Genomic DNA, 17,577 nt, shown 5'->3' with positions numbered 1-17,577 from the left:
TCCCCACCCCATCGCGCTCGCTCCTGCGTTGTGCCGGTGGCACAGCGTAGTGCCGATGATCTTCGTGCGGTCGGCCGGTTCCCACCGCGGGCGCCGCGGCAGGCAGTATGGAGGGCGTGACCCTTATCGATCAGATGCCGAGCACCGCAGACCCCGACACTCTCTACGAAGCCTTCTCCGGCTGGGCCGAGGGACGGGGCATCACGCTCTATCCCGCCCAGGAGGAGGCGCTGATCGAAGTGGTCTCCGGGGCGAACGTCATCCTGTCCACGCCGACAGGGTCCGGCAAGAGCCTGGTCGCGGCCGGGGCGCACTTCGCCGCGCTCGCCCAGGACAAGGTCACCTTCTACACCGCACCCATCAAGGCCCTGGTGTCGGAGAAGTTCTTCGACCTGTGCAAGATCTTCGGCACCGAGAACGTCGGCATGCTCACCGGAGACGCCTCGGTCAACGCCGACGCGCCCGTCATCTGCTGCACCGCCGAGGTGCTCGCCTCCATCGCGCTGCGCGACGGCGCGGACGCCGACATCGGCCAGGTCGTAATGGACGAGTTCCACTTCTACGCCGAGCCGGACCGCGGCTGGGCCTGGCAGATCCCGCTGCTGGAGCTCCCCCAGGCGCAGTTCGTCCTGATGTCGGCGACGCTCGGCGACGTGAGCAGGTTCGAGGAGGACCTGACGCGGCGCACCGGGCGGCCGACCGCCGTGGTGCGCTCCGCCACCCGGCCGGTGCCGCTGAGCTACGAGTACCGCACGACCGGCCTGACCGAGACGCTGACCGAGCTGCTCGAGACCCATCAGGCGCCGGTCTACATCGTGCACTTCACCCAGGCCCAGGCGGTGGAGCGCGCCCAGGCGCTGATGAGCATCAACATGTGCTCGCGCGCCGAGAAGGACGAGATCGCCAAGCTGATCGGCAACTTCCGTTTCACCACCAAGTTCGGGCGGAACCTCTCGCGCTACGTCCGGCACGGCATCGGGGTGCACCACGCCGGGATGCTGCCGAAGTACCGGCGGCTGGTGGAGAGGCTGGCCCAGGCGGGCCTGCTGAAGGTGATCTGCGGTACCGACACCCTCGGGGTGGGCGTCAACGTGCCCATCCGCACGGTGCTGTTCACCGCGCTGGCCAAATACGACGGCAACCGGGTGCGGGTGCTGCGGGCACGGGAGTTCCATCAGATCGCGGGCCGCGCCGGCCGGGCGGGTTTCGACACCGCGGGCCTGGTCGTGGCCCAGGCTCCCGAGCACGTCATCGAGAACGAGAAGGCCCTCGCCAAGGCGGGCGACGACCCGAAGAAGCGCCGCAAGGTGGTGCGGAAGAAGGCCCCGGAGGGCTTCGTCAACTGGAGCGAACAGACCTTCGAGAAGCTGATCACCTCCGAGCCGGAGCCGCTCACCTCCCGCTTCAGGGTGACCCACGCGATGCTGCTGTCCGTCATCGCACGGCCCGGTGACGCCTTCGCCGCGATGCGCAAGCTGCTGGAGGACAACCACGAGGACCGGCGCAGCCAGCTGCGCCACATCAGGCGGGCGATCGCCATCTACCGCTCCTTGCTGGACGGCGGGGTCGTCGAACAGCTGGACGCACCCGACGCCGAGGGGCGCCGCATCCGGCTGACCGTGGACCTCCAGCAGGACTTCGCGCTCAACCAGCCGCTGTCGACCTTCGCGCTCGCCGCGTTCGAGCTGCTGGACCCCGAGTCCCCCTCGTACGCGCTGGACATGGTCTCCGTGGTGGAGTCCACGCTGGACGACCCGCGGCAGATCCTGGCCGCCCAGCAGAACAAGGCCAGGGGCGAGGCCGTCGCGCGGATGAAGGCCGACGGCGTCGAGTACGAGGAGCGCATGGAGCGGCTGGCGGACATCGGCTACCCCAAGCCGCTGGAGGAGCTGCTCTTCCACGCCTACGGCGTCTACCGCAAGAGCCACCCGTGGGTCGGCGACCATCCCCTGTCCCCCAAATCCGTGATCCGTGACATGTACGAACGGGCCATGACCTTCGGTGAGTTCGTCTCCCACTACGAGCTGGCCCGCACCGAGGGCATCGTGCTGCGCTATCTGGCCAGTGCCTACAAGGCGCTGGAGCACACCGTGCCCGACGACCGGAAGTCCGAGGACTTCCAGGACATCGTCGAGTGGCTGGGCGAGATGGTGCGCCAGGTCGACTCCAGCCTGCTGGACGAGTGGGAGCAGCTGGCCAACCCCGGGGACGAGACGGCCGAGGAGGCACAGGACCGCGCCGACCAGGTCAAGCCCGTCACCGCCAATGCCCGCGCCTTCCGCGTGCTGGTGCGCAACGCGATGTTCCGGCGGGTGGAGCTGGCCGCCCTGGACAAGGTCGAGGAACTGGGCGAGCTGGACGCCGAGGCCGGCTGGGACGCCGACGCCTGGGCCCAGGCCATGGACGCCTACTGGGACGAGTACGACGAGCTGGGCACCGGCCCGGACGCCCGCGGCCCGAAGCTGCTGCGGATCGAGGAGCGTCCCGAGGACGGCCTGTGGCGGGTGCGGCAGACGTTCGCCGACCCCGACGGCGACCACGACTGGGGTATCACCGCGGAGGTCGACCTCACGGCCTCCGACGAGGAGGGCCGGGCGGTGATCAAGGTCATCGACGTGGGTCAGCTCTGACGGCGGCCGCGGGCTCGCGCTCCGGCCGGCGCAGGGGACGGGCCGACCGCGCCGTGCCCATCGCCAGTGTCAGGCCCGTCCGGTGCCGGAGGACCTCCTCCTCGCCGGTGGCGGTGAGCAGCCTGCGCACGGCCTTCCTGGCCGCGGGGGACTCCGGCCGGGCGCAGGTCAGCTCCGGCCGCAGTTCCTCCAGCCGGGCCCGCTCGCCCGGATCCGGCACGGCCTCCCGCATTACTTCCGGCGTGAGCACCGCGGCGTGGGCGGCGGCGGCCGCCCACGGGTCGTCCGTCCGGCGGACCGCCTGGGCGATCCGCCGGTCGCGCCAGTGGCGCGGACGCCAGTCCTCGCCCTCGGCCAGGGTGCGCAGCAGCTCCTCGGGCAGCGGGCCGCCGAGCAGCGCCGGCTGGTGCTCGGCGAACTCCCGCAGTTCGCCGGCGAGGTAGAACCAGACCACCGCCCGGTACCGGTTGAGGGAGAAGCGCACCGGGCCGAAGCGGCCGGCCCGGGCCAGCCGCGTGAAGCGCACCGGAGCGACGCCCAGCAGCCCGGCGCCCTCCCGCGCACCGACCAGACGCAACCGCTCACGCAAAGTGGCCGGAAATCCCTCCTCCGCGCGCACCCGTGCCAGCTCGGCCACCGGCACCCGGCTGCGCCGGCTCTCCCGCCGCGGCGCCGCCGTCGCCAGCACGCCCAGCTCCACGGCCAGTTGCAGCTCCCTCGGCCTGATCCCCAGCATCCGGTGCGCCTCGCCCATCGGCACGGTCTCCACCGTGTCCGTCTTCCGTGTACCGGACTTCTCCGCCCGTGCCAGTCCGACCGGCATGGTGATCCCCCTGCGCATCTCGACGACTACCGTGTGCGACGAAGGTAGTCCGCTGCCGGCCCGCTCCGGGGAGCCTGTGGAAAACCTGGAGAACGCCCTGGTGGCGCTGTGTCCGGTATACGGCCGGCGACGGTCCGGCGGGGCGGCGGGCCCCAGGCCGTCGCTCAGCGGCCGCTGCTCAGTGGTCGTTGCGCATGGCCACTCCCAGATGCTCGCCGACCCGGTTCACCAGCAGGGTCGTCTCGTAGGCGATCTGGCCCATGTCGGCATCCGCCTCGGCGAGCACGCACAGACAGCTGCCGTCCCCGGCGGCCGTCACGAAGAGCATCCCCTCGTCGAACTCGATCATCGTCTGCCGCGCCCGGCCCACGTGGAAGCGGTCCCCGGTGCCTCTGGCCAGGCTGTGCAGCCCGGACGCGACGGCGGCCAGGTGTTCGGCCTCGCTCCGCTCCAGGCTCTGGGCGGCTCCGGTGACCAGCCCGTCGTTCGAGAGCACCAGCGCATGCCGTACCGAAGGCATCCGCTGCGTCAGATCGTCCAGGAGCCAGTCCAGCTCACTACTCAGGGCCATCCCCGATTCCCCCTTCTCATGGTCACGCGGTGCCAGCCTTACCCACGACGGGCCCCGGGGCAACCACCGATCTCGGCCGCCCGCCGCCCGGTCGGAACAGGAAGGAAACCGGAAGCAGGGGTACCGGGACCGGTCACCGGGAAAGGCACCGGCAGTGAATGATGACGACCGTTCGACGGAGTACGACGGGACACGCGTGCTGGAGTTCTTCACCGAGCGGGCCGCCGGCTGGGACGCCCGCTTCCCCGACGACGGCCCCGCCTACGACGCCGCCGTGGCCGAGCTGGGCCTGTTCCCCGGTGACACGGTGCTGGACGCCGGGTGCGGCACCGGGCGCGCGCTGCCCGCGCTGCGCGCGGCGGTGGGCAGACAGGGCACGGTGGTGGGCGTCGATCTCACCCCGGCGATGCTGGAGGTCGCCGTCCTGGCCGGACGGCACCGCGGCGCACTGCTGACCGTCGCCGACGCCGCCCGGCTGCCGCTGCGCGACAGAGTGCTCGACGCGGTGTTCGCGGCCGGCCTGGTGTCGCACCTGCCCGACCCGGCCGCCGGCCTGCGGGAGCTGGCCCGGGTGGTCCGGCCCGGCGGCCGTCTCGCGCTGTTCCATCCGGTCGGGCGCGCCGCTCTCGCTGCCCGGCACGGGCGCCGGCCCGGGCCGGACGACCCGCGGGCCGAGCCGAACCTCCGCCCGCTGCTGGCCGCCGCGGGCTGGCGTCTGGTCTCCTGCGCCGACGAGGAGCACCGCTACTTCGCGCTGGCCGTACGCGACTGAGGCGCCGCGCGCGGTCCCTCCATGGAGTACGGGCGACGGAAGGCGCCCCCGGTGTGCCCTCGGTGTGTCCCCGGTCTCTCGACGCCGCCCCCCTGGCATGGCTAGGGTGCGCGGACGATGTCCGGAGAGTCCGGAGAGGAGGCCGACGTGGCAGAGGCACAGGACGCGCGTGGCGAGGGCGACGACGCGCTGTACGTGCTGACCGCGGCGCTGCTCACCCCCGCGCAGTTCCCGAGCGTCCTCGGCGACGACTATCCCGAGGCGTGCGCCGCCCTGGGACTGGAGCCGTACGCGGAGGGCCACGGCCTCGTTCTCGGACAGGACGGGCAGGGCGCGCGCTGGACCGTCGTCACGGAGGACGTGTCCCTCGTTGCGTGCGCGATCGCCGCCTGGGACTGCGGGATGGAGTACGACCTGTCACCGGACGAGCGGACGATCGCCGCCGTGCTGCCCGGCTGGCCGCTGGCGCTGGCGGTGGCCGCGCCCGGCGTCCCCGCCCCCCACGACCCGGAACCCGATCCGGAGCTGGACGGCGGCCGGGCACCGCTGTCCCCGCCGGACACCTCGCGCTGGGGTCCGGCGCAGCGGCGGCTGGGCGCGGACGAGATCGCGCTGCAGTGGGCGGACTGGCGCGCCCGGGTCGACGCGGACGTGACGTTCGTCGATCCGGGCGAGAACCCCAACAGCAGGGTCCGGCGGGTTCTGGAGGAGGCCCGCGGCTATGTGCACTCCCCGCCGCCGCCCGGCCGGATCCGTTCCGCCTTCGCCACCGAGGAGGCCCGCACTCTGCGCGCGGACGGGCCGGGCTGGAGCCTGGTGGCGCGGACCGACGACATCGCGTTCGTCCTGCTGGACGACGAGCCCGGCGAGGTACTCCCGGTGGGCCGCGGTTCGGAGCTGCCGGGGCTGCTCAAGGCCCTGGACGAGCTGGCGGTGCGGCCGGACGCGGCGGCCTGAACCCCGGGCGGCCCGCACGGGCCGCCCGCCGTGTCCCGGTCAGCGCCCGAGTTCCTTGCGGCCCACCCGCCGCACCCTGCGCCGCTGCGAGGGGTCCAGCGCCAGGTAGGCGATCGCCGGCACACCGACCACCACCGCCAGCGCTATCAGGAAACTGCCGGTCAGCGCCCACAGCAGCAGCCCCACCGCCACACCGCCGACGGCGATCTTTCCACGGTTGGTCATCTTCCACGCCTCCTCCGGCGGCGGTGCGATCGCCGCTCACTCCGGAGAACGTACGCACGGGCCGCCTGGTTCCTCGCCCACGCCTCCGTGGCGCGGAGCGGAAGAGCGGCACCGGTGGCGGCCCGCGGTTCTCGCGGGCCGCCACCGGCCGCCGTCCCCGGTCGCACTCCGGCCGGGTCGCACCGGGGACGGTTCGGGAGTGGATCGGTGCCGGATCAGGCGATGCGCTCCATCACGGGGTAGTAGCCCCCGGACTGGCCGGCCGCCGTGGGGTGGTACGAGTTGGTGATGTTGAGCCAGTCGACGCTGTGCAGCCACGAGTCGCCGGAGCAGATCTCGTGGCCGGTGAACGTGCCGCGGACGTCACCGAAGGTGAAGCCGTGGTTGGCGACGCGCTTGGCGATGGTGTCGCTCAGGTGGTCGGCCGCGTCGTTGATGGCCGCGCGCGAGGTCTCGCTGAGCCCCACCCAGCAGCTGCCGTTGAGCTTGTAGAAGCGGGGGTAGTTGAGGACGACGACCCGGGCGTTGGGCGCCTTGCCGCGGATGGCGCTGTAGACCGCGTCGAGCTTCCCGGGCAGGGTGTTGGAGATGTAGGCGCGCGCCTCGTTGATCCGCGCGACGCACGCGTTGGTGCCCTGCAGGACACAGGTGGTCATGGCGTCGGCGAAGCCGGCGTCGTTGCCGCCGATGGAGATGCTCACCAGGGTGGTGCTCGACGTCAGGGGGCCGAGCTGGTTGTTGATGACGTCGCCGGTCTTGGCGCCGGAGCAGGCGGTGAAGTGGAAGGAGGCGGGTGCGTTCGCGTTCTTCCACAGCACCGGATACGCCTTGGTGCTGCGCTTGCAGGATCCGCTGGAACTGTCGTAGCTGCCGGCGCCGACTCCGGAGGAGTAGGAGTCGCCGAGCGCGACGTAGGAGGTGGCCGCGGCTTCCTGAGCGGATGCCACGCCCGCGCCGCCGAGTCCGAGTCCGACCAGGGCGGCGAGGGTGGCCGCCACGGACGCGAGACGGGACAACTTCATGAAGTCTCCTGAGTGTGGAGGGAAGAGGGGGTGAGGTGCGCCTACTACGTAGTAGCAGTGCGGAGCGCTTTCAGGAAGTGTCCATGTCAAAATTGATTCGTTATTCAGTTGAACAACCGGCTCTCACCGGCTCGGGTAACGGTCCGTCTCCTGATAAATGGTCAGTTCCCCACACGGACGGCCCCGTCGGGCCTGCCCGGATCCCCCGCGGGGTGGCCTGGCCCGACATACGGAGCGGGCCCGTCCGGAAAGCGGGCCCCGAAGCGGCCCGCTTTCCGGAGAGGCGGCGTCCGCCCGGAGAACGCGCGCCGGACCGGCGCCGCCCGGGCCCGGTGCGGGAGCCGCGGCGACTCAGCGCTTGACGCCGACCCCTCCGTAGAGCGCCACGCGGCGCAGCTCGCCGGGCTCGGGCACCGGTCCGTCCGGCCGCCACAGCGGGAGCTGCACCAGCCCGGGGTCGGTGAGGTCCCAGCCGTCGAAGAACGACAGGATCTCGGCATGGCTGCGCAGGCTGACCTGGGCGGTGGCGTTCCGGTAGACGCCGGTGCCCTCCTCCACCCGATCCTTCTCGTGGAAGTCCGAGGTGCCGTGGGTGAGGACGAGGCAGCTTCCGGGGGGCAGCGCGCCGCCGAGCGCGGCCACGAGCCCCGCGGGATCCTCCTCGTCCTTGACGAAGTGCAGGACGGCGACGAGGAGCAGGGCCACCGGACGGCCGAAGTCGATCAGCTCCCGGACGGCCGGATGCCCGATGACCGCCTCGGGCCTGCGGGCGTCGGCCAGGACGAACTCGGCGTTGCCCGCGCCGGTGAGCTTGGCGTCGGCGTGGACGGAGACGATGGGGTCGTTGTCGACGTACACCACGCGGGTGTCGGGGGCCGCGGCCCGGGCGAGCTCGTGGGTGTTGGGCGAGGTGGGGATGCCGGTGCCGACGTCGATGATCTGGCGGATGCCCAGTTCCTCCACCACCGTGCGCACCGCGCGGCCGAGGAAGTCCCGGTTGGCTCGGGCGCTCACCCGTACGTCCGGTGCCATCCTCATCAGGCGTTCGGCGGCCTCGCGGTCCACCTCGTAGTTGTCGCTTCCGCCGAGGTAGTAGTCGTACATGCGGGCCGGGTGCGGCCTGCTGGTGTCGATCTGCTCGGGTGCGAAGCCCTCGTGCGCCCGGTGTGCCGGGTGGGGCTGGTCGGTCATGCCGTAGCCGTCCTAGTCGTCGTGATCGCCATCATCGTCGTCGTCATCGCCGTCGTCATAGCCGTCGCCGTCGCCTCGCCGGTTCTCAGCACGGGCTCTGCGCGGGATGTGCGGAGTGCGCGGGCTGCGTGGGCCGCGGTGCGGGGCCTGCCGCCTCCTGGGCGAGCAGGAAGTCGGCCTGCCCCGCCTTGACGCCCCGGATGAACCCCGCCATCGCGTGGCGGGCGTATATCAGAGCGGGCCCGTCGGGGTCGGTGGACTGGCGCAGCGCCACCCTTCCGTCCGCGAGCCGCATGGCCTCCACGCAGCTCCCCCCGTTGCCGCCGCTCCACGGCTTGCGCCAGCCCTCGCTCCCCAACTGCCGGGCGGGCATGCCGTTGTAGACGCGTTTCCTCATGGGGTGGTTCACAGCTCCTTGCGCAGGCCGTCCAGGACGGCCTCGGTCCGTCGCACCGGCACCGCCTGTGCGCACATCCGGTCCAGCGCCTCCTGGAACGCCGAGACGTCGTCGCGCTGGTCGAAGTAGACGGCGCCCACCAGGCTCTCGCTGTAGGCGACGTCGGGCAGTTCCGGGATGGGGAACCGGAAGATGTGGAAGGGCCCGTACATGGCCGGGTGCGGGCCGGCCTCGAAGGGCATGACCTGCAGGCGCACCGTCGGCATCGAGCACGCCTCGATCAGGCGGGAGACCTGCCCGCGCATGACCTCTGGCCCGCCGATGGGCCTGCGCAGCACGGTCTCGTCCATCACCACCCACAACAGGGGCGGTTCGTCCCGCGTGAGCAGCCGCTGGCGTTCCAGCCGCAGCGCGATGCCGCGCTCGATCTCCTCCTCGGCGGCGTGCGGCATGCCCGCGCGCAGCACGGCGCGGGCGTACTCCTCGGTCTGGAGGAGTCCGGGCACGTAGTGCGGCTCGTAGGCGCGGATGACGTGGGACTCGCTCTCCAGGCTGACGAAGGCGCTGAACCAGTCGGGCAGCACATCGCGGTAGCGGTGCCACCAGCCGGGCCGGTTGGCCTCGCGGGCGAGGGAGAGGAAGCTGTCGATCTCCGACTGCTCGGTGACGCCGTAGGTGCGCAGCAGCTTCTCGACGTAGGGGATCTTCAGGCCGACCTCGGCCCGCTCCATCCGGCGGATGGTGGCGTGCGTGACGTCGAGCACCTCGGCGGCCCGCTCGTAGGTCAGTCCCGCGCGCCGCCGCAGGTCGCCCAGCCGCCGGCCGAGCACCACCCGCAGAACCGTGGGGGCGCCGCCCGCCCTGGTGTCAGCCACCGCACCCCTCCCGCGTTCCAACTCGCTTGTCAGCAGCGGCAGTTTGTCATGCCGTCGGATCTTCCCGACAGGGTGGCATGCACGTTTGTGCAAACAACAGATTGATCCTTGCCAGATGTTGCTCACACCCTTCACACTGAGGGCGTGGCTTACTTTTCCGATGTTCGCCCGCTGGAGCGCACCGGAGGGTCCGTCGACAGGCCCCTGTGGGACGCGTTCCGTCTCCCGGCCACAGGCACCTCCGTGGCCGAGGCCCGCAGGAGGGTCCTCGCCCGGCTGACGGAGTGGGACATCGGGACGGTGGTCCGCGACGACGCGCAACTGGTCGTCTCCGAACTCTTCACCAACGCCGTGCGTCACACCGACAGCGAGAAGGTCGACTGCGAGCTGCGCGTCACGGGCGTACGGCTGCGGCTGGCGGTCACCGACCAGGGCTTCGGTCCTGCCCGGCACGCCGGAGGCGCGGCAGGGCTCTGCCCGGAGACCGGCCGCGCGGAGGGGGAGAACGGACGCGGACTGCTGCTGGTCAGCGCCCTGGCCGAGGCCTGGGGGGTAGGGCCGGGCGCAGGCGGCAGGGGTCACACGGTCTGGGCGGAACTGGGCTTCGGCTCCTCCGCCCCGTGACGCGGGACCGCCCGGCCTTGGCGGGGGAGGCCGGGCGGTCCCGTCCCGAACACGGCGCCGCCGCACGGGAGAACACGCTGCGAACCGGAGGCGGCCGCGGATAGCGTGGCCCTGTGACCACCGTGTCCGACGACGAACTGATCGCCTCCGCCGAGGCGGTGCTCCATCCGCACCCCGTCGGCGGCCGCCTCTTCGGCAATGTGGCCTCGACCCTGGTGACGGAAACGGGCCGCCTCCACTCGGGCGTGTGCATCGACACCGGCTCGGGGACGGGTTTCTGCGCCGAGCACGCGGCCATCGCCGCCATGGTCACGGCGCGCGAGTACCGGATCGCGAGGATCGTCGCCGTATGGCGGGACGGCGAGGGCACGCTGCACGTGGTGCCGCCGTGCGGACGGTGCCGGGAGTTCATCCGGCAGATCGATCCGGGCAACCTCGACACCGAGGTGGTACTCGGGCCGCGGCACTCGCGCCGGCTGCGGGAGCTGCTGCCGTACCAGGAGTGGCCGAGCGCGCACGACTGAGCCGGTCCGCGCCCCTCCCCGCGGACCGTGCCACGGGTGTACGGTAAGCGCTTGCCAGGCCGCGCGCCCGTCCCGTCTCCCCCCTCTGGAGCCTCAAGTGAGCACGGACCACCGCCCCGCCCGCCCCGGCGGCCCGGCCCCCGGTGAGCTCCGCCTGTGGTACCCCCGCCCCGCCGCCGAGTGGCTCCAGGCCCTGCCGGTGGGCAACGGGCGTCTGGGAGCGATGGTGTTCGGCGGCACGGACGGCGAGCGGCTCCAGCTCAACGAGGACACCCTGTGGGCCGGCGGCCCGCACGACTACGACAACCCCCGGGCCCTCGCCGCCCTCCCCGAGGTTCGCCGGCTGGTGTTCGAGGGGCGGTGGGACGAGGCGCGGGCCCTGGTGGACTCCGACCTGATGGGCGTCCCCGTCGAGCAGCTCCAGTACCAGACCGCCGGCGATCTGTGCCTGTCCTTCCCCGGGGGCGGCGAGACCACCGGCTACCGGCGGGAACTCGACCTCGCCGGCGCCGTCGCCTCGGTGGAGTACACGCGCGGCGGGGTGCGCCACCGCCGCGAGGTGTTCGCCAGCGCGCCGGACCAGGTGATCGTGGTCCGGCTGACCGCCGACACCCCCGGCGCGGTCTCCTTCACCGCTCGCCTGGACAGCCCGCTGCGCTCGGCCTCCCACTCCCCCGCCCCGCACTCCATCGCTCTGGACGGCACAGGCGACGACGCCCGGGGCATCGCGGGCGTGCTGCGCTTCCGGTGCCTGGTGCGGGCGGTCGCCGAGGGGGGCGCCGTGCGCTCGGCGGACGGCGAGCTGCGCGTCGAGGGGGCGAACGCCGTCACCCTGCTGGTCTCGGCCGCCACCAACCACCGCGACTGGCGCGGCGTGGAGGAGGACCCCGGCGCGGCCGCCCGCCGCGCCGCCGCCCCGGTGGACGCGGCGGCCGCCCGGCCCTGCGCCGAGCTGCGCTCCCGTCATGTCCGTGACCACGCCGCGCTGTTCGGCCGCGTACGGCTGGAAGTGCCGCCCACGCCCGCCGCCGCGCTGCCGACCGACGAGCGGGTGGCGCGCTTCGCGCGCGGCGAGGACCCGCATCTGGTGGCGCTGTACTTCGCCTACGGCCGCTACCTGCTCATCGCCTGCTCCCGGCCCGGCACCCAGCCGGCGAACCTCCAGGGGCTGTGGAACGACCTGACCGACCCGCCGTGGGGCGGCAAGTACACCATCAACATCAACACCGAGATGAACTACTGGCCGGCCGCCCCCGCCAACCTCCTGGAGTGCTGGGAACCGCTGTTCGGCCTGCTGGACGATCTGGCCGCCGCCGGCGCCCGTACCGCCCGGGCCATGTACGGCGCGCGCGGCTGGGTCGCCCACCACAACACCGACCTGTGGCGCGGCACCGCGCCGGTGGACGGGGCGTTCTGGGGGATGTGGCCCACCGGCGGCGCCTGGCTGGCGCTGTCGGTCTGGGAGCACCACCGCTTCACCGGCGACGAGGCGAAGCTGCGGGAGCGCTATCCGGTCCTGGCCGGCGCGGCGCGTTTCTTCCTGGACGCCCTGGTGGAGGACCCCCGGACGCGGGAGCTGGTCACCTGTCCGTCGATCTCCCCCGAGAACGCCCACCACCCCGGCCCCGGCGGCTCGCTGTGCGCGGGGCCGGCCATGGACAACCAGATCCTGGGTGATCTGTTCGAGGCCACCGCCGCGAGCGCCGAACTGCTGGGCGTGGACGAGGAGCTGGCGAAGGAGGCGCGGGCGGCGCGCGAGCGGCTGGCCCCGCCGCGGATCGGGGAGCTGGGGCAGCTCCAGGAGTGGCGCGAGGACTGGGACGCGATCGCGCCCGAGCGCGGCCACCGGCACGTCTCGCATCTGTACGCGCTGCACCCGGGCGGCCGGATCACCCGGCGCGGCACCCCCGAGCTGTTCGAGGCGGCGCGCACCACGCTGGAGCTGCGGGGCGACGCGGGCACGGGCTGGTCGCTCGGCTGGAAGATCAACTTCTGGGCGCGGCTGGAGGACGGCGCGCGCTCCCACAAGCTGCTGACCGACCAGCTCACCCCCGAGCGCACCGCCCCGAACCTGTTCGATCTGCACCCGCCCTTCCAGATCGACGGCAACTTCGGCGCCGCCGCGGGAATCTGCGAGTGGCTGGTGCAGAGCCACGCCGGTGAGGTCCATCTGCTGCCCGCCCTGCCGCCCGCGCTGCCCGAGGGGTCGGTACGCGGGCTGCTGGCGCGCGGCGGTTTCGAGGTGGGTCTCACCTGGCGCGGCGGCGCGCTGACCGGGGCCGAGCTGCTCTCCCGGGCCGGGCGCCGGGTGCGGGTGCGCACGGTCGGCGAGGTCGCGGTGTCCTGCCGGGGGCGGCCGGTGGAGGCCGTACGGCCGGAGAGCGGGGTCGTGGAGTTCGAGACGGCGCCCGGGCGCGTCTACCGGCTCTCCCCGCTCTGAGGGACGCCCGCGCCGCGGGCTCGTCCGCGCCGCGGCGGGAACTTTCCGGGGGCCGCCGTCCGTTTCCCGTCACCAGGAGGTGCGTTGTGGGCACTGGACACGCACGACGGGGAGAGGGCGACGGCGACGACGCCGGAAGAGACGCCTGGGACGAGATCGTGCTCGACGAGGACTTCATACGCGGCGCCGAGGTGAGCGAGCCGGCCGCGCGTACGCGCATGCTGCGGGCCCGCTGGCGGGACAACCCGCCCGAGCCGCAGCCGTGGCGGGCGGACGAGCCCCCGGCGGGGTGGTTCTGGAGCAGAGGCCGCCGCAAGGGGCGCCGGTGGCGCCGCCGCCGCAAGGACGGCTGACGCCCCCCGGCCGCGCGGCGGCGGCGGACCGTGCGGGGGCGCGGGCCGCCACCCGCGCCCCCGCACGGGGCCTCACCGGCCGTGTCGGCCGTGTCGGCCGTGTCGGCGGAGCCGACCGGACCGACCGGGCCGGCCGTTTCAGCCGCGGACGCCCAGCAGGTGCTCCAGCGCCAGCTGGTCCAGCCGCTCGAAGGCCATGCCGCGCCCGGCCGCGGCGTCCACGTCGAACTCCTCGAAGGCGGCGGTGTCGGCCAGCAGGTCGGCGGCGGTCTCGCCCTCGTTCAGGGTCGGCCGCGCCAGCTCGTCCAGACGCGAGGCGCGCAGCGCCTCCTGGACCTCGGGGTCGGCGCGGAAGGCGGCGGCCTTCTCCTTGAGGATCAGGTAGTTGCGCATGCAGCCGGCCGCCGACGCCCACACACCGTCGAAGTCCTCGGTGCGCGGCGGCTTGAAGTCGAAGTGCCGCGGGCCCTCGTAGCCGGCCGACTCCAGCAGGTCCACCAGCCAGAACGCCTGGCGCAGGTCGCCGGCGCCGAAGCGGAAGTCCTGGTCGTACTTGATGCCGGACTGGCCGTTGAGGTCGATGTGGAAGAGCTTGCCGTGCCACAGTGCCTGGGCGATGCCGTGCGGGAAGTTCAGTCCGGCCATCTGCTCGTGGCCGACCTCGGGGTTGAGGCCGACGCGGTCGGCGTGCTCCAGCTCGTTGATGAACGCCAGGGCGTGGCCGACGGTCGGCAGCAGGATGTCGCCGCGCGGCTCGTTGGGCTTGGGCTCGATGGCGAAGCGCAGGTCGTAGCCCTGGGAGACGACGTAGTCGCCCAGGAGGTCGAAGGCCTCCTTCAGGCGGTCCAGCGCCCCCCGCACGTCCTTGGCGCCGCCCGACTCCGCGCCCTCGCGGCCGCCCCAGGCGACGTAGGTGGTGGCGCCCAGTTCGGCGGCCAGGTCGATGTTGCGCATGGTCTTGCGCAGCGCGTAGCGGCGCACGTCCCGGTCGTTGGCGGTGAAGGCGCCGTCCTTGAAGACCGGGTGGGTGAAGAGGTTGGTGGTGGCCATCGGCACCTTCATGCCGGTGGCGTCCAGCGCCTGGCGGAAGCGCTTGACGATGCCCTCGCGCTCGGAGGCGGAGGAGCCGAAGGGGATCAGGTCGTCGTCGTGGAAGGTGACGCCGTGGGCACCCAGCTCGGAGAGCTTGTGCACCGTCTCGACCGGGTCCAGTGCCGGCCGGGTGGCGTCGCCGAAGGGGTCGCGGCCCTGCCAGCCCACGGTCCACAGACCGAAGGTGAACTTGTGCTCGGGTGTCGGCTCGTAGCTCATGTCATGCCTCTCGGGTATTTCGTCAGGCCCGTTTACAAATTAGTATGCGCCCAGAAGCCCCAGAGAGGAAGAGGCGACATGGCCGCACCCGAAGGTCCGCTCGTTGTCGGTGTGGACAGCTCGACGCAGTCCACCAAAGCACTGGTCGTCGACGCCGCCACCGGCGAGGTGGTCGCGCGCGGCCAGGCGCCCCACACCGTCTCCCCCGACCACGAGAGCGACCCGGAGCAGTGGTGGCAGGCACTGCGGCAGGCGCTGGAGCAGTGCGGGCCGGCCGTCCACCGGGCCGCCGCGGTCTCGGTCGGCGGCCAGCAGCACGGGCTGGTGACGCTGGACGGCCAGGGCCGCCCCGTCCGCCCCGCCCTGCTGTGGAACGATGTGCGCTCGGCCCCGCAGCGCGACCGCCTGGTGGCCGAACTGGGCGGGCCGAAGGCCTGGGCCGAGCGCTTCGGCAGCGTCCCGGCGGCCTCCTTCACCGTCACCAAGTGGCAGTGGTTGCGCGAGAACGAGCCCGAGGCGGCCGCCGCGGTGAAGGCGGTGCGGCTGCCGCACGACTACCTCACCGAGCGCCTGACCGGCCAGGGCACCACCGACCGGGGCGACGCCTCGGGCACCGGCTGGTGGTCGACGGCCGATGAGGCCTACGACCAGGAGATCCTGGGGAAGGTCGGCCTCTCCCCCGAACTGCTGCCCCGCGTACTGGGCCACGGCGAGGCGGCCGGTACGGTACGGCCCCAGGAGGGGCTGCCGCTGCCCCAGGGCACGCTGGTGGCCACCGGCACCGGCGACAACATGGCCGCCGCCCTCGGCCTCGGTCTCCGGCCGGGCCGGCCGGTGCTGAGCCTGGGCACCTCCGGCACCGTCTACGCCGTCTCCACCCGCCGCCCCGCCGACCCCACCGGCACCGTCGCCGGCTTCGCCGACGCCCGCACCGACTGGCTGCCGCTGGCCTGCACCCTCAACTGCACCCTGGCCGTGGACCGCGTCGCGGCCCTGTTCGGCCTGGAGCGCGAGGCGGTCGAGCCGGGGGGCGGCGTGACCGTCCTGCCGTTCCTGGACGGCGAGCGCACCCCCAACCTCCCCTACGCCTCCGGCACCCTGACCGGCCTGCGGCACGACACGAGCGCGGGCCAGATCCTCCAGGCCACCTACGACGGCGCGGTCTACGCCCTGCTGGCCGCCCTGGACCTGGTCCTGGACGAGGACGCCGAGCCGGACGCCCCGATCCTGCTGATCGGCGGCGGCGCGAAGGGCACCGCGTGGCGCGAGACGGTGAGGCGCCTGTCGGGGCGGCCGGTGGTCGTGCCGCGCGCGCAGGAGCTGGTCGCGCTCGGCGCCGCGGCGCAGGCCGCGGCCCTGGTGCTGGGCGAGGACGCGGCGGCGGTCGCCCGCCGCTGGTCCACCGCCGAGGGCCCCTCCTACGAGGCGGTGGAGCGCGACGAGGAGGCGCTGACCCGCCTGGCGGCCACCCTGAGCGACGCCGATACGCTGCTGCGGCGGCACTGACCGGCGGCGCCGTCCCGCGGCACGTCCGTCACAGCCCCGCCGCACAGGTTCGTCCAGCGGCACCACCGTCCGCACAGCCCTTGAGGAGTACGCCACCGATGGCAGCACCCGCGCCCAACACCCAGCAGGAGATGCGGCGGCGGAACCTGGCGCGCGTACTGCACGCGGTGGCCGACGGCGGCCCCCGGTCGCGGGCCGCCGTCGCGGCGCGGATCGGGCTCACCCGCACCGCCGTCTCCACCCTCGTGGACGAGCTCCTGGGCGCCGGTCTGCTGGTGGAGCTGGGGCCGGGCCGTTCCGGCGCGGTCGGGCGGCCGGGCACCGCGCTGACGCTCAGCGACAGCGGCCCCTGCGGGATCGGCGCCGAGATCGGCGTGGACCACCTCGCCGTGTGCGCCGTCGACCTGCGCGGTGAGGTCCGCGCCCGCACCGCGATGGACGCGGCCAACCGCGACAGCGACCCCGGCCCGGTGCTGGAGCAGCTGGCCCGCCTGGTCGGGGAGGTCGCGGACGAGGCCCGCGGGCTGGGGCTGCGCCCGGCCGGGCTGGCCGTGGCCGTGCCCGGCCTGGTCGCCCGCGGCACCACCACCGTCGTCCAGGCCCCCAACCTCGGCTGGACGGACCTCGATCTGGCTGCCCACCTGGACGGGGGCATACTCGGCACCGGCGCCCTCACCGGCGGTGGCAGTGGTGGTGGTGTCGGTGAGGGCACGGCCGTGTGCTCCATGGACAACGAGGCCAACCTCGGCGCCCTGGCCGAGCTGTGGCTGGGCGGCCACACCCCGCCGCCCGGCGACTTCGTGCACGTATCGGCCGAGATCGGCATCGGTGCCGCGATCGTGGTGGACGGGGAACTCCTGCGCGGCACCCGCGGGTTCGCCGGCGAGCTGGGCCATGTGCCGGTGCGTCCGGAGGGCCGCCCGTGCGCCTGTGGCGGGATCGGCTGCCTGGAGCAGTACGCCGGCGAGGAGGCCGTCCTGCGGGCCGCCGGACTCGACCCGCGCGCCACCGCCGCCGAGCACCCCGGTCCCGGCGCCCGTATCGACCTGCTCGCCACCCGCGCCGGGGGCGGCGACCGCGCGGTGCTGAGGGCGCTGGCCGAGGCCGGAAGCGCGCTGGGCACCGCGCTGACCGGCGCGGTCAACCTGCTCGACCCGCAGACCGTGGTCCTGGGCGGCGCCCTCGCGCGGCTGGCGCCCTGGCTGCTGCCCTCCCTGGAGCACGAGCTGGGCCGCCGCCTGGCCGGACCCCCTCCGGTGTCGGTCTCCCGCCTCGGCGCGGAAGGCCCGCTGCTGGGCGCGGCCCACTCCGTCGTCCGCGCGGTCCTGGACGACCCGCTGGCCCACCGCGCCTGAC

The 17,577-nt window shown here is 73.4% G+C and carries 17 protein-coding genes; 9 read left to right on the top strand and 8 right to left on the bottom strand.

Annotated features, from left to right (window positions below; translation table 11 throughout):
* The first annotated feature begins 116 nt into the window (after positions 1-116).
* Positions 117-2,630 (top strand): DUF3516 domain-containing protein, encoded by a 2,514-nt coding sequence (locus ACW69E_RS05645; RefSeq protein ID WP_457497055.1) that lies wholly within the window; start codon positions 117-119, stop codon positions 2,628-2,630.
* Here the strand turns inward: ACW69E_RS05645 and ACW69E_RS05640 are convergent.
* Entirely contained in the window at positions 2,608-3,471 is an 864-nt protein-coding gene (locus ACW69E_RS05640) for a DUF6397 family protein (protein WP_457497054.1), read from the bottom strand. The two genes, ACW69E_RS05645 and ACW69E_RS05640, sit on opposite strands and share 23 nt — an antisense overlap.
* A gap of 160 nt (positions 3,472-3,631) precedes the next feature.
* Entirely contained in the window at positions 3,632-4,024 is a 393-nt protein-coding gene (locus tag ACW69E_RS05635; RefSeq protein ID WP_457497053.1) for a roadblock/LC7 domain-containing protein, read from the bottom strand.
* 154 nt (positions 4,025-4,178) lie between these two features.
* Here ACW69E_RS05635 and ACW69E_RS05630 point away from each other — a divergent pair, with 154 nt between their 5' ends.
* Positions 4,179-4,796: a class I SAM-dependent methyltransferase gene (locus ACW69E_RS05630; protein ID WP_457497052.1), complete on the top strand. Its 618-nt coding sequence runs from the start codon at positions 4,179-4,181 to the stop codon at positions 4,794-4,796.
* 117 nt (positions 4,797-4,913) lie between these two features.
* Entirely contained in the window at positions 4,914-5,753 is an 840-nt protein-coding gene (locus tag ACW69E_RS05625) for a hypothetical protein (protein ID WP_457497051.1), read from the top strand.
* A gap of 39 nt (positions 5,754-5,792) precedes the next feature.
* Here ACW69E_RS05625 and ACW69E_RS05620 read toward each other — a convergent pair whose 3' ends face one another.
* From ACW69E_RS05620 to ACW69E_RS05600, 5 genes are all read right to left on the bottom strand, one after another.
* On the bottom strand, positions 5,793-5,978 hold the full coding sequence (locus ACW69E_RS05620) for a hypothetical protein (protein WP_457497050.1): 186 nt from the start codon (positions 5,976-5,978) through the stop codon (positions 5,793-5,795).
* Between the two features lie 215 nt (positions 5,979-6,193).
* Positions 6,194-7,000: an SGNH/GDSL hydrolase family protein gene (locus ACW69E_RS05615; RefSeq protein ID WP_457497049.1), complete on the bottom strand. Its 807-nt coding sequence runs from the start codon at positions 6,998-7,000 to the stop codon at positions 6,194-6,196.
* 351 nt (positions 7,001-7,351) lie between these two features.
* On the bottom strand, positions 7,352-8,191 hold the full coding sequence (locus tag ACW69E_RS05610; RefSeq protein ID WP_457497048.1) for an SAM-dependent methyltransferase: 840 nt from the start codon (positions 8,189-8,191) through the stop codon (positions 7,352-7,354).
* Positions 8,192-8,276: 85 nt separating this feature from the next.
* Positions 8,277-8,588, bottom strand: coding sequence for a DUF397 domain-containing protein (locus ACW69E_RS05605; protein ID WP_457497223.1), 312 nt, complete (start codon positions 8,586-8,588; stop codon positions 8,277-8,279).
* An 8-nt stretch (positions 8,589-8,596) separates the two neighbouring features.
* Positions 8,597-9,463 carry a helix-turn-helix domain-containing protein gene (locus ACW69E_RS05600; protein WP_457497047.1) on the bottom strand — a complete coding sequence of 289 codons (867 nt, stop codon included), beginning with the start codon at positions 9,461-9,463 and terminating at the stop codon, positions 8,597-8,599.
* 144 nt (positions 9,464-9,607) lie between these two features.
* Between ACW69E_RS05600 and ACW69E_RS05595 the strand changes: the two genes are divergently transcribed.
* From ACW69E_RS05595 to ACW69E_RS05580, 4 genes are all read left to right on the top strand, one after another.
* Entirely contained in the window at positions 9,608-10,087 is a 480-nt protein-coding gene (locus tag ACW69E_RS05595) for an ATP-binding protein (protein WP_457497046.1), read from the top strand.
* Between the two features lie 113 nt (positions 10,088-10,200).
* Positions 10,201-10,611, top strand: coding sequence for a cytidine deaminase family protein (locus tag ACW69E_RS05590; protein WP_457497045.1), 411 nt, complete (start codon positions 10,201-10,203; stop codon positions 10,609-10,611).
* 97 nt (positions 10,612-10,708) lie between these two features.
* Positions 10,709-13,051, top strand: a complete 2,343-nt coding sequence (locus ACW69E_RS05585; RefSeq protein WP_457497044.1) for a glycoside hydrolase family 95 protein — start codon at positions 10,709-10,711, stop codon at positions 13,049-13,051.
* Between the two features lie 86 nt (positions 13,052-13,137).
* Entirely contained in the window at positions 13,138-13,404 is a 267-nt protein-coding gene (locus tag ACW69E_RS05580; protein WP_457497043.1) for an SGM_3592 family protein, read from the top strand.
* Positions 13,405-13,542: 138 nt separating this feature from the next.
* Here ACW69E_RS05580 and xylA read toward each other — a convergent pair whose 3' ends face one another.
* Entirely contained in the window at positions 13,543-14,715 is a 1,173-nt protein-coding gene (gene xylA, locus ACW69E_RS05575; protein WP_457497042.1) for a xylose isomerase, read from the bottom strand.
* Between the two features lie 78 nt (positions 14,716-14,793).
* Here xylA and xylB point away from each other — a divergent pair, with 78 nt between their 5' ends.
* On the top strand, positions 14,794-16,221 hold the full coding sequence (gene xylB, locus ACW69E_RS05570) for a xylulokinase (RefSeq protein WP_457497041.1): 1,428 nt from the start codon (positions 14,794-14,796) through the stop codon (positions 16,219-16,221).
* Between the two features lie 98 nt (positions 16,222-16,319).
* Positions 16,320-17,576: an ROK family protein gene (locus ACW69E_RS05565; protein WP_457497040.1), complete on the top strand. Its 1,257-nt coding sequence runs from the start codon at positions 16,320-16,322 to the stop codon at positions 17,574-17,576.
* Position 17,577: the final 1 nt, after the last annotated feature.

This window comes from Streptomyces sp. SS8 (assembly GCF_054072955.1).
The sequence above is the reverse complement of the archived record's forward strand: the minus strand, read 5'-3'. Positions and strand labels throughout refer to the sequence as shown.

Coding starts and splice junctions, on each gene's coding strand:
- ACW69E_RS05615 (WP_457497049.1), bottom strand. CDS start 7,000: ATGAAGTTGTCCCGTCTCGCGTCCGTGGCGGCCACCCTCGCCGCCCTG.
- xylA (WP_457497042.1), bottom strand. CDS start 14,715: ATGAGCTACGAGCCGACACCCGAGCACAAGTTCACCTTCGGTCTGTGG.
- ACW69E_RS05635 (WP_457497053.1), bottom strand. CDS start 4,024: ATGGCCCTGAGTAGTGAGCTGGACTGGCTCCTGGACGATCTGACGCAG.
- ACW69E_RS05605 (WP_457497223.1), bottom strand. CDS start 8,588: ATGAGGAAACGCGTCTACAACGGCATGCCCGCCCGGCAGTTGGGGAGC.
- ACW69E_RS05620 (WP_457497050.1), bottom strand. CDS start 5,978: ATGACCAACCGTGGAAAGATCGCCGTCGGCGGTGTGGCGGTGGGGCTG.
- xylB (WP_457497041.1), top strand. CDS start 14,794: ATGGCCGCACCCGAAGGTCCGCTCGTTGTCGGTGTGGACAGCTCGACG.
- ACW69E_RS05625 (WP_457497051.1), top strand. CDS start 4,914: ATGTCCGGAGAGTCCGGAGAGGAGGCCGACGTGGCAGAGGCACAGGAC.
- ACW69E_RS05640 (WP_457497054.1), bottom strand. CDS start 3,471: ATGCGCAGGGGGATCACCATGCCGGTCGGACTGGCACGGGCGGAGAAG.
- ACW69E_RS05565 (WP_457497040.1), top strand. CDS start 16,320: ATGGCAGCACCCGCGCCCAACACCCAGCAGGAGATGCGGCGGCGGAAC.
- ACW69E_RS05610 (WP_457497048.1), bottom strand. CDS start 8,191: ATGACCGACCAGCCCCACCCGGCACACCGGGCGCACGAGGGCTTCGCA.